The sequence below is a fragment of the Marinobacter sp. EhC06 genome, assembly GCF_001650915.1.
In the GTDB taxonomy this organism is placed as follows: domain Bacteria; phylum Pseudomonadota; class Gammaproteobacteria; order Pseudomonadales; family Oleiphilaceae; genus Marinobacter.
In genome coordinates, this window is record NZ_LXYO01000003.1 from 66,939 (window position 1) to 81,569 (window position 14,631).

Sequence of the window (14,631 nt, forward strand, 5' to 3'; positions counted from 1 at the left end):
TATCAGGACAGGAGAGCGACTATGAGTGATTTTATACTGCCCGATATCGGCGAAGGTATCGTGGAATGTGAACTGGTCAAATGGCTGGTCAGTGAAGGCGATGTCATCGAGGAAGATCAGCCAGTGGCCGAGGTGATGACCGACAAGGCCCTGGTGGAAATTCCGGCACCCTACAAGGGCCGTGTAACCCGCCTTTATTACAAGGAAGGCGATATCGCCAAGGTTCATGCCCCGCTGTTTGAGCTGGTGGATGAGAGCGAAAGCGGTGGCCAGGCGCCGGCGGCCCAATCTCCGGAGTCTGCCAAACCAGAGCCAGCCGGTGATACCAACACCGAATCCGCTACACGCCCAGCCTCTGACGATGACGCCACCGAGGACTTTATCCTGCCGGATATCGGCGAAGGGATTGTCGAGTGCGAGGTGGTGGAATGGCGGGTCGCCGAAGGTGACGAAATCGAGGAAGACCAGCCCGTTGTCGACGTGATGACCGATAAGGCCATGGTTGAAATTACCGCTCCCAAAGCCGGGCGCGTAACCAAGCTCTATCATCAACAGCAGGCAATGGCCAAAGTTCATGCCCCGCTGTTCGCGTTCATCCCCCGAGATCGTGAAGAGCCGGACGAGCCCAAAGCCAAACCGGTGCCCGCCGCTGCCCAGCTCTCAACGGCAACGGCCTCCCCTGTGGCTACGGCGAGCCGACAGCGTATTCCCGCCAGCCCTGCGGTTCGTCGCCTGGTTCGGGAGCACCAGCTCAATCTCGGCGACATCGCCGGGTCCGGTAAGGATGGCCGGGTGCTGAAAGCCGATGTACTGGCTCATCTTGAGGAAGGCCCAAAACCGGCCCAGACTCAGGCGCGCGCCGACGACACGCAAGCTACCACCACGAGCAGTGCCCGCAGGCAACTGGCGCCGGAACAGGAAGTACGGGTCGAGCCTATCCGGGGCATGAAAGCCGCCATGGCAAAAAGCATGGTGAAATCGGCCACCACCATTCCTCACTTTATCTACAGCGAGGATATCGACGTCACCGATCTGCTCAAGCTGCGGGAACAACTGAAGCCGGAGGCAGAAGCACGGGGCTCAAGACTTACGCTCATGCCCTTCGTCATGAAGGCGATTGCGCTCGCCGTCCAGGAATACCCGGTACTCAACAGCCAGCTCAACGATGAGGTCACGGAGATTCGCTACCTGCCCCAGTGCAATATCGGTATGGCGGTGGATGGCAAGGCAGGGCTTATGGTGCCGAACATCAAGGGCGTTGAAAGCCTGTCATTGCTGGGCATTGCCGACGAGGTGGCGCGCCTGACCGAAGCGGCGCGATCTGGTCGCGTCAGTCAGGAAGACCTCAAGGGCGGCACCATCACCATCTCCAACATTGGTGCACTGGGCGGCACCTACGCATCGCCCATTATCAATGCACCGGAGGTGGCCATTGTTGCCCTGGGACGCACCCAGAAACTGCCCCGGTTTGATGCCAACGGCCAGGTGGTGGAACGCTCCATCATGACCGTGAGCTGGGCCGGCGATCATCGCATTATCGACGGCGGAACCATCGCCCGATTCTGCAATCGCTGGAAAGGTTATCTGGAATCGCCTCAAACCATGCTCCTGCATATGGGCTGACGTTTCATCATGGCGCAGAAGACGCAACTGCAGCAGTTCTACATCCCCGAAGAGCAGTCGATCTATCTGCTCAGCCATGATGATGCCAAAAAGCTCAAGGACTGGGTGGCGCTCTGCGCTGCCCAGCTCCGCCAACTCGGTTACGACGACATCGAACTGATTGGCAAGGGCGCCTACGGCTTTGTGTTCGCCGGCCGCCTGCCGGGCTCGGCAATCGGCGGCCCGGAACATGTGTTCAAATTCACTCGCATCAACCTGCCCCGACACCTCCAGGACCGGCTTGAAGATGAAGCCTACATTCTCGAGCAGGTCCGGCACCCCAGGGTGCCTCGGCTGATTTCCTATCAGCGGGCCAATAACCAACCGATTCTGGTTATGGAGCGTGCTGCCGGCCTGAACCTGGAAGAGGTTTCCCTACGTGATGGCCGCCTGAAACCGCGACTCATCATCCGCATCGCGGATCAGCTTGCCGACATCCTGCGAAACCTGCGCCGCGAAAACGGCCCCGCCGGCAGGCCGATCGTACACGGTGATATCAAACCCTCGAATCTGGTTTTTGACGCCAGTACTGAAAACATCGCCCTGATTGACTGGGGCTCCTCCGTGTTCGCCCAGCTGGACGCCAACCAGCAGTTCATTACCGCCAACGTGATGGAGCTGATGTCCGATAACCTGCAGCAAACCAACGCAAGGCTGGGGGATGTCTATTTTATTGGCGATGAACAGCTGAACGGGGGGCTGTCGTCTCCCCGTTTCGATGAACAAGGCGCGGCCGGCACGCTTTACGCCCTGGCTTCGGCGCAATCCTGCCGCTTTGGCCATCGGGCAATCCCGGCTACCTCCCTGGGCCTGCCCATGGAGTTTGCCCGAATGCTGGATGGCATGCTGTCGCCGGATCCGGACACCCGCCGCAAAGCAGGTGACTATTATCTGAGAGAGATGCCACGGATGGCCCGCGCGGTGATGATCGATCTGCCCGAAAAGCCGGTCGCGGCACAGGTACCCGTTTGGGTGCGGACCTCAGACCAGGAAATTGACACCGTGGTTTACAGTTCTCGGAAGTCGTTCCTGCGCGAGGAAGGCGCACCCGAAACCCTGAACGATGTGAACGACGTGCAGCTGGACCGCTACTACAAAAACTTCATGCAGGGCATGGGCGAAACGGAAAAAGCCTTCCTGGCCGCCGTCAGCCGGCTTGGGCGCTACCCGGTGGAAGGCGGGCTGGCCGTGCGCTGGGAAACCGATGGCATCTACATAGACACGTCGATAAATCTGCACGATCCGGCATTGAAGTCGGCGTTTGTGCAGGCCGTCAACAACATGGTTTACCTGGCCCAGGCCATTTACCGGAAGGGGATTTTCAAAAGCTGCCTGTTCAACGCCCGAAACACCCTGCACGTTGATCGCGACGAGCCGACCCAGCCCTTTGTGGTGTCACCGAATATGAGGCTGCATTACGAGGTAAGTGCAGCACCGGAAGTAGAGGATGAAAGCCGGGTCCACTCCTACTTTGAGGACGGCCCGGACCCGGAGGAATTCCTGGTCTTACCTGACACCATTATTCATGCCCTGGAGGAGCTCAACGCCATCCATCACACAGGTATGATCATCTTCGAAGCCCTGCCCCGCCATCTCAAAATCCACAGCCATTACCGGCTGCTGGACCCGGACCGGGAGCAGGAATTCCGCCGACTGCTGGACGTAATCCTGTCAGCGGTGGAACAGATTACCGGCCTGGGCGTTTCCGGGTTCATGAAAATGCCCTACAAAGACACCCGGTTCTTTCCGCATATCGAGCGCCTGCCTGAGAGGTACTACCCGCGCAATCCAAGGACCGAGCAAGCGTAAACCTCAGCCCGAGCCAACTTTTCTGTGTCCGCTATTTCGGACGCTATTGTCCGGTAAAACCAACACATCCAGGCCCGCACGCCGCCAACTGTCCCTTACACCGGACACTTTACGATGAAAACGGGAAGCAAAGCCCTCCAGAGCCATCAGAAACCTTTTAAAACAATGGCTTGGCCAACTGGCACAGTTCCTGTATTGAAACCGGTCATAACTACAAAAACTGCCTGAAGAACAAATCGTTAAGCATTCTGTTTTTCAATGTTGCTCGGACAATAATAAGGAACAACTATGCGTTTACTCTTCCTGGCTCTTCTGCTGGTCAGCCCCCTGTGTTTCGGAAAAACCGTTGTAATCATCCAAAGCTACCACCTCGAATACAAATGGGACGCAGATTATATTGATGCGGTCCGGTCTGTACTCGGGGAGGATCACGATATTCACGTTTTTGAACTCGACACCAAACGCCTCTCAAAACCGGAGTGGCCAAAGAAAGTCGCTGAAATCCAGAGCAATATTGCGGACATCAACCCCGATGTTGCTATCCTCGGTGATGACAATGCCTTTACATTGATGGCTGATCACCTGGTCGGGGAGGAGATTCCAGTTGTTTTCCTTGGTGTGAACGGTGGCCCTGTTCAGCACCCTACCCTCGAACACCCTCTGGTAACTGGAATACTTGAGCGTCCCTTTTTCTCGGAAAGCATCCGTCATCTTCGAAAAATACTCCGGCAGAAGGAGCGATTCCTGGTTCTGATGGATGACTCCCCTACCATGCGCAACGCAGTCAACGAGTACTTCGGAGACAAGCGTCAGGCCACGATCTATGGCTCAGAACTGGACATCGTCCTGACTAACGACAAGGACACCTGGCTGAACACTGTGGTGAATGCCCATGAGCGCTATGATGCTGTTGTGTTGGGCACCCACCACACAATCCGGGACAAGGATGGCCAGTACGTCATACCTCACGATCTGTTAAAAGAAGCCTTTTATAGGGCCCAACTTCCCCTGTTTTCGTTCTGGGATATCTTTGTTGGCGAGGAGCAAAGTATCGGCGGTTTCACCATCTCGGCCAAACAGGAGGGGCTTACCGCAGCCCGATTGGCATCGCTGATTCTCAATGGCATGAGGCCAGACCAGATACCACAGCTAAGATCCCTCAGTGGGCATTACGTCTACAGTGCGAGCGGCCTTGAACACTGGAATCTTGATCTCTCCCCGATGATCGCCAGTCAGGCCAACTTTGTCGAGTAACCCGGCCGCCGCCGACTCATAGAAGGCTGCGCCCAAATGAAACTCCGACCGTAAGGCTTCAGGTTTCAGTGGCGCTGCCGATAATCACAAAAACAACTCATTAAAGGATGACGCTTTGGCTTCCTCTGTTCTCTCATCTGTTGAACGTAAACTGGGTGTTCCCGGGAAACTGCTGATTGCTCCGGTGTTCATTCTGTTGCTGTTTGCCTCGGTAACTTTCTTCAGTGTTTATGAATTCCAGGAACTCGACCGTCGGATGAACACCGTCGCCAGGGACTTGGCACCGGATACCGCAATTGGTACCGAATCGGTCATCAGCGTCTATCGGATGCGCCTGCGTGTTTTCGACTATTTCTCAACTGGCGATGAAGAAACCCTGGCCCACTTTGGTGAGCTTGAAGCCGAGTTCAATGAAGTAATGGCCAGGGCCGAGGAGAACATTCAGGACCCTGAGGCGGCCAAAATGGTGGATCAAATCAAGACCACCACCGATGAATACATCAAGGCATTCCAGAAAGAGCTGGTTCCGGCCAAACGCCAGGTCCTGACAATCATTAAGGAAGAGCTGGACGTACACGGACCAAATGCCACTCAGGCGTTGCGGATGGCCCTCAACGGCGTTGCCAACCGGGAACCCGAAAGCGACTTGAGGGCCGGCCTCGAACAGCTGCTGAACGATGCCATGGTCATGCAACTGACTGCCCAACGCTACCTGACCAACGGTGATGAGGATTCCCGCAAGGCGCTCGGCTGGGCCATCGAAGACCTGACCGATGCACTGGAACTGCTCCAACCTGAGAATGGCCCGGACTTTGTTCAGGTGTACATGGAGACCGTTGTAGAGGAACTGGCGAACTATCAGGCTGCAGTTCAGAGGATGTTGGAACAGCAGAGTATTGTAGTGAGCGTCAAGGCAGATAAACTGGATGTTCTCGGTCCAGAAATCGCCCGCATGGCCCGTGAGCTGGAGTCCAGCATTTTCGCCTCCCTGGAGGTCGAAGCCGACGCTGCCGGAGCGGAAACCGACCTGGCCCTGCGCTTTACGCTGATTGCATTCTTTGTCTCACTGGTTCTGGGCCTGATCGTCGCCGTGGTGATGAGCCGGATGATGGGCTCTGGCGTGAAACGCGCGAAAACGGAGATTCTCGGTTATCTGGACGACATCGCCAACAACAACGGTGACCTGTCCACCAGGCTAACCCCCGGTCGCCCGGACGAGATCGGTGATTTTATTGGCGCCGTCAACACATTCCTGGAAACACTCGAGGAAACGATTTCTCAGATTGTGAGGGCTTCTCGCCAGTTAACTGACGAGTCTGAATCGCTTTCCGGCATCACGGATCGAACCACCGCCAACTCAGAACAACAGCGCGATCAGATCACTCAGGTGTCTGCCGCCATGCAGGAAATGGTCTCAACTTCGGAAGAGATTGCCTCGAACACCAGTGATACCGACGAATCAGCCCGCAAGGCTTCCTCACTGGCCGACTCCGGCCAGGAAACGGTTGGCTCAGCTATTCGCGCCGTTACCAACCTTGCCAATCAGGTGGAAAAAGGATCAACCCGCATCCAGCAACTGGAAAACGAGTCAGCAGAGATTGGCAATGTCCTGGCGGTGATTCAAAGCATTGCGGAACAGACCAATCTTCTGGCCTTGAACGCCGCCATTGAGGCGGCACGTGCGGGCGAAGCAGGACGTGGGTTCGCCGTGGTTGCCGATGAGGTTCGCGGCCTGGCCAGGCGGGTGCAGGAATCGACCGTAGACATTGAGCGGATAGTCTCCCAGCTTCAAAGTGGCGCGGCCGGCGCGGTCGTGGACATGAGCAAGGCCAAACAGATGGCCGAGGAAGCCAGCGAAGAGGCAAGCAAGTCGGGCGAGGCGCTCACCGATATTCTCGCTGCGGTCAACAGCATCGTCGAAATGACGACCCAGATCGCCAGCGCCACCGAACAACAGAGAGCAACGGCTGCGGAAATGACCCAGAATGTGGAAATCAGCAGTGGTGCCATCGAGGAACTGGCCGGGGATATCTCCCAGGTAAACCAGTCAAGCCGGTCGCTGGCGGACATGGCCGATGAGCTGAACACGCTTGTAAGGCGCTTCCGCGCCAATGAGACCTGAACAGACAATGGTTGCAGATGTTAACCACTTCACGAGAGCGAGAATGATTACCTGATACCTTGGGGTTTCAAGTTACACAATGTAACCGGAAAAGGACTGCCCGGAGGTATCCCGCCATGACGCGCTTTCATTCACCCAGGAAGCCAGGCATTCGTGTCTCTGTCATTACCATGCTGACAGCGGCCACCTGCCTGGGCACGGCTCACGCTGCCGAGCCCGAGAAAGTCATTTTTGCCGCCGAAAATGCGCTTTATGGTGCAGGTCATGATATCGGACGCGCCGACGGCTGGCTCGACGAGCAGCTCCGAACCGCCATACGCGCCTATCAGAATGAAAATGGGCTGCAAACCAACGGCAACCTGGATGCGCCAACGCTGAAAGCGCTTGGCGTAGCCGAAGCATCAAGCACAACCATCGCAGCAAATTCGGTGGGCAGTCGCAAGGCGTCACTGGCAGAGCTTGGTTTGTCCCTGCCGGAGCCAACTTCGAGCACCCCGAGCGTTGCCCGGACTGAGCCAAAACCTGCGCCGGAACCTGCGCCAAAACCAAGTCCGGACCCGGTTCAGCAGTCTTCCGAACCGATCGAACCGAAAACTGCAACCGGTGCCGAACCTTCTAAAAATCAGATAGTTGCTGAGGAAACCTCAACGCAAGCTGAAGTCACGCCAGTAAAAGAAGTCTCGATAGCTGCCCAGGCAACATCCGGGCTGGAACTTTCAGAGCCCCCTGCTTCCACTCCCGCGCCGGAACCCGAGATTGTCGATAGAACAACACCGGAAGCCACCGAAGAGCCAGATCCAATCCTGGCTCAGCTCCCCATAGAGCCTACCAGTGCCGGAAACGCTGAGCCGGAGATAACCGATTCGAAGAAAGTCCAGCCAGAACAGGGCGATAATACCCCTGCACCGAGAAAACCCGCAGTCGCTGACAACTCCCGGAGCACCGGCGGCGGCTTTTTCAGTGCGCTGTTCGATTTCTTTTTTGGTTGGCTGGTGTGACCGTCAGCTCTGCAACCGGTCTTTGAATACCTTCCAGTCAATAACGTTGCCATCGGAATCGAAGTGGACGTAGCCACGGAAGCTGGGGTCATCTTCCCATGCTTTTACAAATCCAACGGTTTCACCGGCATCTGAGACAATCTCAAAGGCTTCACTACGGGCGTGGGCAATTTCGGTGTCTGGTTCAGTATCTGAACGCTTGAGGGTAACGGATGAGTCTAAAGGCAAGGTACTTCGAAGAAATTCCTGGATCATCGTCAAGCTCTCCTTTCAGGGTGAACCGGTGTGGTTCTGGAGGTAGCGTAACTATAAGCTGATCCGGTAATAGAGAATACAGATTCAGATCAATTTTCTTAGATTTTTTTGAGATAAAAACGCTTTAAGAACAAGGGCATATTTCATTATTGTGACAATGTGTAACCTTCCGAACCGGTTATTTTTCAACCAGTTCAGAAGGTTACCGTAGCCTTTGCCGATCGCATGTACCGATCAGAATTTCCAGAACGGAGTGCTCAGTTTCTGTTCAACCAGCTCCGGTGAAAATCCAACGTCGTTCAGCAACCGACGGTCCATTGTCATTACCAGGTGGATAAAGTTGCGCTTCATCCGCCAGCCTTTGTAAAGAGAAGCAGCTCTTTTCATTTCATTACTCCTTAGTCAACCCAAAAATTCGGTCGTTAAAACCGGGACCTTGTTTAATTAGGATCCTATTCTAGGCTTGACGAGGAGTTTTCTGAATACTTGGAAACCCCTATAAACAGGGGCTCCCAGCATTTTCAGGCTTCACTGTTATTTCATTTAAATTGCGATTTCATGACGCCTTGGCGTTTGAAATCAGCACCTGGTAAAGATCGTCCTTGAGCTGTGCCCGCTTCTGTTTCATGCGGTGCAGTTTATCGTCACCAATGGGAGAGTCTCTCTTTTCCAGCCCTTCAATTTCGTGGTCAAGGTGCGTGTACTCCTGAAGCTTTTCGTTGAACTTCAGATCATTGCTCTTGAGTTCCTGAATGAGGTCTCGGTACTGCGGGAATTCTACGTGAAGCTCGTGGCTGGAAATGCCCATCGTTTTACTCTCCTTTTCTTTGCAGAGTTATGATCAAGGCTGATCATCTTCAGCATAGACGAGCGTGCCAGTTTCTGGGCGTCTTTGACAAATCGCTAATTACGCACGACGTTGCATGGGTATAGCATGGTAGTACGTTATCCAGTTACGCCTCGGGACACTTGCGAATGACCTTTGCACGAATTACCGGCACCGGTTCTTACCTGCCTGACAACATTGTTACCAATAAAGACCTTGAGAAAATGGTCGATACCACCGACCAGTGGATTCGGGAGCGCACGGGAATCGAAAGACGTCACATAGCCATCGAAGGCCAGACCACGGTAGATCTTGCCGAGCAGGCCGCAAAAAACGCCATCGACGCGGCCGGTATCAAGGCGGAAGACATTGATCTGATCGTGTTTGCCACCTCCACGCCGGACAAGATCTTTCCCAGTTCGGCATGCATCCTACAGGCGCGCCTGGGCATTCATGGCTGCCCTGCTTTTGATATCCAGGCCGTCTGCAGCGGTTTCGTTTACGCATTGGCAACAGCGGAAAAGTTCATAAAGACCGGCAGCAGCAAGAAAGCACTGGTCATTGGCGCCGAGGTTTTTTCCCGCATTATCAACTGGGAGGACCGCGGTACCTGTGTCCTGTTTGGCGATGGCGCCGGTGCGGTGATCCTGGAAGCCGATGAAGAAACCGGCATCCTCTCCACCCATATCCACGCAGATGGCCAATATGCGGACTTGCTGCACGTTCCCTGCGGCATTGCCGATGGCTACGACCAGGTGAAAGCGGGCCGTGCCTTTGTAGAGATGAAAGGCAACGAGGTGTTCAAGGTAGCGGTAAATACCCTGGGCAAGATCGTGGACGAAACCCTTGCGGCTAACCAGATGCAGAAATCGGAGATCGATTGGCTGGTTCCGCACCAGGCTAATCTTCGCATCATCTCGGCCACGGCAAAGAAGCTGAACATGTCCATGGACCAGGTGGTCGTAACAGTCAATGAACATGGCAACACCTCAGCTGCGTCCATTCCCCTGGCCCTTGATGTCGCCGTTCGTGATGGGCGAATCAAGCGCAACGAAGTGCTTCTCCTGGAGGCCTTTGGCGGCGGCTTCACCTGGGGTTCGGCATTGCTGAGGTACTGATTGCTTTCTTCCTGGCTTTTATCAGGCTTGACTCAGAAACGGGCTTCAACATCATTTGAAGCCCGTTTTTCGTTGTATTTACCGCACCCTGTCAGATAGACTGTATTTTTATACAGTATAACCAACGCTCACTGCGAGGAATAACCATGGCAGTACAAGCAGTCTACTTTTCTGATAGGGACGGCCTGGATATGGCACTGAAAAATCCTGAGACGATGCTGTTCACTTCAAAGGCCGAAGCCGACGCCCGGGACAAGGTGCTGGAGCTGGCCGAAGAAATTCAGGTGTTCCTGGCCCGCAAGGTGGAAGGTCTGGGTGACGATCTGGCAGAACGCTGCGCCATGGCCATCGCCGAGGATAAGGATCTGTTCCAGAAGGCTCTCAAGAAGCCGGAGCTGCTGAACGCGGAGCGAGAATAAAAAAGGGCGGCCCACACTGGCCGCCCTCTCATCACACTACTGCTATCCAGCTGCCATTGTCGTAACGTTCGGCACCGTTGTCGGTCATTCGATGCAGGCTCACCCACTGGTTTTCCACCAGCGCCGCCACGTCAGGCCGCTTGTGCAGGACTGATTCAATCCGCTCCGCAGGCGCATCAATCAGAACCGTCAGGCGAACCGGCTCATGACGCCAGTAGGTGCCGTCGTGAACAGACTGCAACGGAAGGCCGATTCTCAAATGCGTGCCATTGCCTTCCACCACTCCGACGTTACCCCCAACTACCGAATGCAGCAGTTTGTTGCCGGATCCATACACCTCCGGCACGGTGACCGATGCAAAGTACTGGAGGTTGATCCAGTTGGCGACAACCATGGGTGCCGCGAGAAGTGCCTCGAGTAGGCCACCATCGGCATCCAGTTCGGGGTCGTAGTCGTGCAGGAAAACCCGCCCCGAGAGGTTGCAGCCCCGGGTCTTGCTCCGTTTGGCAAAAATGATCGCTGCATTGTTGGCCAACCCCCACTCCGGGCGCACCTCAGACCAGTCCCGGGTGCGGGTTTCCATAGCCTGTTTGAGGTTATCGTCGTCCAGACCGTTCAGTTTCAATGGTGTGGCCCGTTCCTTGCGCACGCGGATGCCAGCCTCTTCAAACCCGGCTTCCAGGTCAGCCAGCTTCTGTACGTGGGAATCCGGAACCAAATGGCGATCGGCAATCGTTACCTTGTCTGTCGCTGTGCAATGTTCGGCAGCCACCGCCCATGTGAAATCCGGGATCTTGATACCCTCGGCTGCCAGCCCCGCCCGAACCTGGGGATCATTCACCAGGCGCGCCGCAAGCCGCGCATTCACGCCGCCGCTCTGACCACCGCAGGCACCGCAGTCCAGACCGGCCTGGTTCGGGTTGTTGTCGGTATGGCTACCGTGCCCCACCAGGACCAGCAAGGGTGCAAAGCCCTTGGTGAGTGACATACCACGGAGCATGTTTGCAGCCAGCCCTACCTTCTCGGCATCCGACAGCGGATCTCCCCCATGGTTGTGTACCAATCGGCCCTCAACGTCCTTTTCCGCTCTGGCCTTGTGGCCTTTCTTCAGTGAATCTTTCACCAGTTTCCAGGCCCAGGCCAGCCCGGTCGTCTCCACCAGTGTGAAGGTCGACAGGCTGGTATATTTCGCCTTTCTTACCGATTCCCGGGCGATCTCCCGCTGATCCAGGGATCGATTCTCAGCCAGGTCCTCACGCAGGCTGCCCCTGGTATCGATTAGCCGGTACGAGGCGGGCAACAGCCCGGGCAAACGGCGGGCAGGAGCGAAGGGTCCATGCTGCTGGTGGTCTATGGGCATTCCGAAGAATCCGGCAAAGCCGAGTGTCTGAACACCGGGGATAACGTCCTCAAGGTGCCGGCGCATCACTTCCGAGCGGACATCAATACAGAAAACAGCCTGGGCAACCGGTGTTTCGCTTTCCGGATCTGGTCCAGGCTGTCTTTCCGGAACGACCGCGAGCGCCCGCCAGAGCGAACGCTGATAGCCGATTTCAAAGGCACGCTGCCAAACCCATAGCCTGCTGCGATTGTCATGGTCACCGCTCCGACGCGCCCGCGCTCTCTGCCTTTGCCACTCGGCTTTCTGGCCGGTCGAGGCAAAGGCAACACCTGCGGATTCCCAAACCAGCATAATGGCCAGAATTTCCGAGCAGCGATCCGATGAGCGGCCCTCAAGGCCTGCCCGCCAGTCCTCGCCGCGGCACCACGACGCCCAGCCGTTCACTTTCAGCAGCAAGCTGTGGCACAGGGCCTCCAGCTCCTCTCCGGAGACACGAATCCGCTTTACGGCGTCCAGAATGGCCTCATCCATGGTGTCAGGCACGGTTTTGAAGAAGGCCCTGGCGCCCTTGAGCCCGGTACTGAAATCCAGCGACAGATCCTGGCGGATTGACTCGAGCCAGAACTGGAACAAGCTCGTGTCCGAGTTATCGCCAGCAGCTGACCAACGACCCTGTCGCTGATCGAAGAACGCACCACAAACCCGCAACACCTGATCACAAACGGTTTCGACCAAACCAACGCCCTCGTCGTCATCGCTTGCGCCCTTGTAGGTATCGAGAATGGAACTCCTCAGGGGCGCTGCTGAAGATGGATTTCGACCGAGCCATTCCAGATACCAGGCAATGTTTCGATCATCGCCGCGCTCCGCGATGCTGGCCTGAAGATCCTCCTCGCGGATACGACCGCCTTCCCAGGCCTCCCGATAGTATTCTGTTGGCATAAGCATGCTGAATCCGCCGCGCTCGCCAAGCACCTGATCTGCCCGCGAGACGGGAAGGTGCCGCAGCCCCCAGAACGGATTCACGGCAATCCACTGGTCCAGGGGCCAGACCGGGGCGATCAGGTCGCAGGCCTGCCGGAACGGCTTTCGCCAGCCATCGTTCATTACCTGCAGCTCAGGTACCGACACGCAGACGTTACTCATGATCTCTCCTCCAGTCTGAACGGATGGTGGGGCACCCGGCGGAACATGGTGGGCACCTTCAGGGCTTCCGCCGCCAGGAATCGCGTCAACCGGTCAAAAGGCAACTCAAGGTAAAGCCCCTGGCGGAAGTGCGCACACAGTGCGCGGGTCGCCGGGAACCGGGCGCCGAACACGATCATCAGCGAACAGGCAGCCAGCAGTGCAACCATTGCTGAACTGACCGCCCAGGCTGTCGTCGGGATAGCGAACCCCTCATGCACGGGCACTGCCGGGCCAACGAGGAAGTGCAGCAGGGAGTAGACCGGGACCAGAAGTACCGCCAGGCCTGCAAGCCGTAATTTCACTGCGGCAGTTGCTCCGGCCGGAATGCCCATTGCCGCTGCAGACACCGCCAGCACCAGAAGCGCTCCGAAGACCGGGTTGTTCTCAACGATCCAGGGCGCCTGGACCAGGATGGCAGCCGCCACCAGGCCGGTAGCGCCGGCCCAGAACAGCCGGCTGGCTGCCGGCGATTCCGGGAAGCGCGTTGCCGCAGATACGGCCACAGTGCGACCGGATGCCAGGAAAGAATGTGCCTTATACAGTGAGTGGGCCAACAGATGAAGCAGAGCCAGGGTGTATGCCCCCATACCGATTTCGAACAGCATGAATCCCATCTGGGCGCAGGTAGACCAAGCCAGGGCATGCTTGACCGAGTACTGGGTCATCATGGTCAGGACAGCAACAACGGCTGTCATTCCACCAATTACCAGCAGAATCATGTGGCCAGCCGTAAAACCATCGAAAACCGGGAAAAGGCGCAGCCAGAGGAACCCGCCCAGGTTGATAACCCCGGCGTGGAGCAGCGCCGAGACCGGCGTCGGGGCTTCCATTACCCGAATGAGCCAGCCATGGAAGGGAATCTGGGCACACTTGAGGACAGCCGCCAGGGCCAGAACAACCGACGCAACCGTCAGCGCCGTGGATCCGCCGGCTCGGGCGGCCTCACTCTGAACCATTTCCGGCAGGTAAAAGGTGCCGTAGTGAAGATACAGGGCCACCACACCGGAAATAACCAGTGCATCGCCCACCCGGCTGACAATGAACTTCTGGACTGCCGCCATGCGCGCCTGGGGACGGTCCTGGTAGAGGGTGAGCAAATGATGCAAAGCCAGGCTGACACCAATCCAGGCGCCCGCGAGAATCAACAGGTGGTTGGTAAATACCAGCACCAGAACTGAGGCAACCGTCACCAGGAACCATGGGAGAAACCGGTCACGGCCGGGATCCTGGCTGAGGTAATTGTCTGCAAAACGCAGGATCACCCAGCCAATGAAGGCAACCATGAGGGCCATCCAGACCGCGATACCGTCCGGGTACAGACCGAACCGACCACCAAGGGTCGCAAGAGTGTTGCTGTTACCCCCAACCTGGGCTTGTGCCAACAGCAACACCCCCACCATCAGGGACGCAGCCATGGAGGCCACCATCATCCATCCTGCGAGGCGCCAGCAGTGGTTCAGCTTCAGGGGGCTTTTCAGCCAGCCACTCAGCCCGGCCAGCACGAAAAGGCTCACCGGCAGCAGCAGCCAGATTGCGAGGATCAATAGCGATGAAAATTCGGCGATTGGATTCATATCAGCAAACCTCCTGTTTGCATGTACTTTGCCTTTATTCGTCCCATAGAAAAAATGGTTTATA

At 56.6% G+C, this 14,631-nt stretch carries 12 protein-coding genes; 7 read left to right on the forward strand and 5 right to left on the reverse strand.

Going from position 1 to position 14,631, the window contains the following annotated elements; all coding sequences use genetic code 11:
* The first annotated feature begins 21 nt into the window (after positions 1-21).
* The 5 genes from A8B84_RS03450 (at position 22) to A8B84_RS03470 (ending at position 7,845) form a co-directional block, all read left to right on the forward strand.
* Complete coding sequence (locus A8B84_RS03450) at positions 22-1,623, forward strand: dihydrolipoyllysine-residue acetyltransferase (protein WP_064227970.1); 1,602 nt, start codon at positions 22-24, stop codon at positions 1,621-1,623.
* 9 nt (positions 1,624-1,632) lie between these two features.
* Positions 1,633-3,471: a protein kinase domain-containing protein gene (locus tag A8B84_RS03455; RefSeq protein ID WP_064227971.1), complete on the forward strand. Its 1,839-nt coding sequence runs from the start codon at positions 1,633-1,635 to the stop codon at positions 3,469-3,471.
* 288 nt (positions 3,472-3,759) lie between these two features.
* Positions 3,760-4,725: an ABC transporter substrate-binding protein gene (locus A8B84_RS03460; RefSeq protein WP_064227972.1), complete on the forward strand. Its 966-nt coding sequence runs from the start codon at positions 3,760-3,762 to the stop codon at positions 4,723-4,725.
* A 115-nt stretch (positions 4,726-4,840) separates the two neighbouring features.
* Entirely contained in the window at positions 4,841-6,847 is a 2,007-nt protein-coding gene (locus A8B84_RS03465; protein WP_227512706.1) for a methyl-accepting chemotaxis protein, read from the forward strand.
* A gap of 116 nt (positions 6,848-6,963) precedes the next feature.
* A complete protein-coding gene (locus A8B84_RS03470; protein ID WP_227512707.1) occupies positions 6,964-7,845 on the forward strand; it encodes a peptidoglycan-binding domain-containing protein in 882 nt (293 codons plus the stop codon).
* Positions 7,846-7,848: 3 nt separating this feature from the next.
* Here the strand turns inward: A8B84_RS03470 and A8B84_RS03475 are convergent, their stop codons facing one another.
* From A8B84_RS03475 to A8B84_RS03480, 3 genes are all read right to left on the reverse strand, one after another.
* Complete coding sequence (locus A8B84_RS03475; RefSeq protein ID WP_064227974.1) at positions 7,849-8,100, reverse strand: hypothetical protein; 252 nt, start codon at positions 8,098-8,100, stop codon at positions 7,849-7,851.
* A gap of 234 nt (positions 8,101-8,334) precedes the next feature.
* Positions 8,335-8,487 (reverse strand): hypothetical protein, encoded by a 153-nt coding sequence (locus A8B84_RS21635; protein WP_008171150.1) that lies wholly within the window; start codon positions 8,485-8,487, stop codon positions 8,335-8,337.
* Positions 8,488-8,656: 169 nt separating this feature from the next.
* Complete coding sequence (locus A8B84_RS03480; protein WP_064227975.1) at positions 8,657-8,908, reverse strand: YdcH family protein; 252 nt, start codon at positions 8,906-8,908, stop codon at positions 8,657-8,659.
* Between the two features lie 167 nt (positions 8,909-9,075).
* Here A8B84_RS03480 and A8B84_RS03485 point away from each other — a divergent pair, with 167 nt between their 5' ends.
* Positions 9,076-10,044, forward strand: coding sequence for a beta-ketoacyl-ACP synthase III (locus tag A8B84_RS03485; protein ID WP_064227976.1), 969 nt, complete (start codon positions 9,076-9,078; stop codon positions 10,042-10,044).
* A 146-nt stretch (positions 10,045-10,190) separates the two neighbouring features.
* The gene (locus tag A8B84_RS03490; protein WP_064227977.1) at positions 10,191-10,463 is read left to right on the forward strand and encodes a YebG family protein; all 273 of its coding nucleotides are present in this window, start codon (positions 10,191-10,193) and stop codon (positions 10,461-10,463) included.
* Between the two features lie 31 nt (positions 10,464-10,494).
* Here the strand turns inward: A8B84_RS03490 and A8B84_RS03495 are convergent, their stop codons facing one another.
* Positions 10,495-12,951 (reverse strand): YbcC family protein, encoded by a 2,457-nt coding sequence (locus tag A8B84_RS03495; RefSeq protein ID WP_082905061.1) that lies wholly within the window; start codon positions 12,949-12,951, stop codon positions 10,495-10,497.
* A complete protein-coding gene (locus A8B84_RS03500) occupies positions 12,948-14,567 on the reverse strand; it encodes an NADH-quinone oxidoreductase subunit L (RefSeq protein ID WP_064227978.1) in 1,620 nt (539 codons plus the stop codon). The genes A8B84_RS03495 and A8B84_RS03500 overlap by 4 nt, the downstream gene beginning before the upstream one ends.
* Positions 14,568-14,631 lie beyond the last annotated feature (64 nt).

Coding starts and splice junctions, on each gene's coding strand:
- A8B84_RS03450 (WP_064227970.1), top strand. CDS start 22: ATGAGTGATTTTATACTGCCCGATATCGGCGAAGGTATCGTGGAATGT.
- A8B84_RS03455 (WP_064227971.1), top strand. CDS start 1,633: ATGGCGCAGAAGACGCAACTGCAGCAGTTCTACATCCCCGAAGAGCAG.
- A8B84_RS03460 (WP_064227972.1), top strand. CDS start 3,760: ATGCGTTTACTCTTCCTGGCTCTTCTGCTGGTCAGCCCCCTGTGTTTC.
- A8B84_RS03470 (WP_227512707.1), top strand. CDS start 6,964: ATGACGCGCTTTCATTCACCCAGGAAGCCAGGCATTCGTGTCTCTGTC.
- A8B84_RS03475 (WP_064227974.1), bottom strand. CDS start 8,100: ATGATCCAGGAATTTCTTCGAAGTACCTTGCCTTTAGACTCATCCGTT.
- A8B84_RS21635 (WP_008171150.1), bottom strand. CDS start 8,487: ATGAAAAGAGCTGCTTCTCTTTACAAAGGCTGGCGGATGAAGCGCAAC.
- A8B84_RS03480 (WP_064227975.1), bottom strand. CDS start 8,908: ATGGGCATTTCCAGCCACGAGCTTCACGTAGAATTCCCGCAGTACCGA.
- A8B84_RS03485 (WP_064227976.1), top strand. CDS start 9,076: ATGACCTTTGCACGAATTACCGGCACCGGTTCTTACCTGCCTGACAAC.
- A8B84_RS03490 (WP_064227977.1), top strand. CDS start 10,191: ATGGCAGTACAAGCAGTCTACTTTTCTGATAGGGACGGCCTGGATATG.
- A8B84_RS03495 (WP_082905061.1), bottom strand. CDS start 12,951: ATGAGTAACGTCTGCGTGTCGGTACCTGAGCTGCAGGTAATGAACGAT.
- A8B84_RS03500 (WP_064227978.1), bottom strand. CDS start 14,567: ATGAATCCAATCGCCGAATTTTCATCGCTATTGATCCTCGCAATCTGG.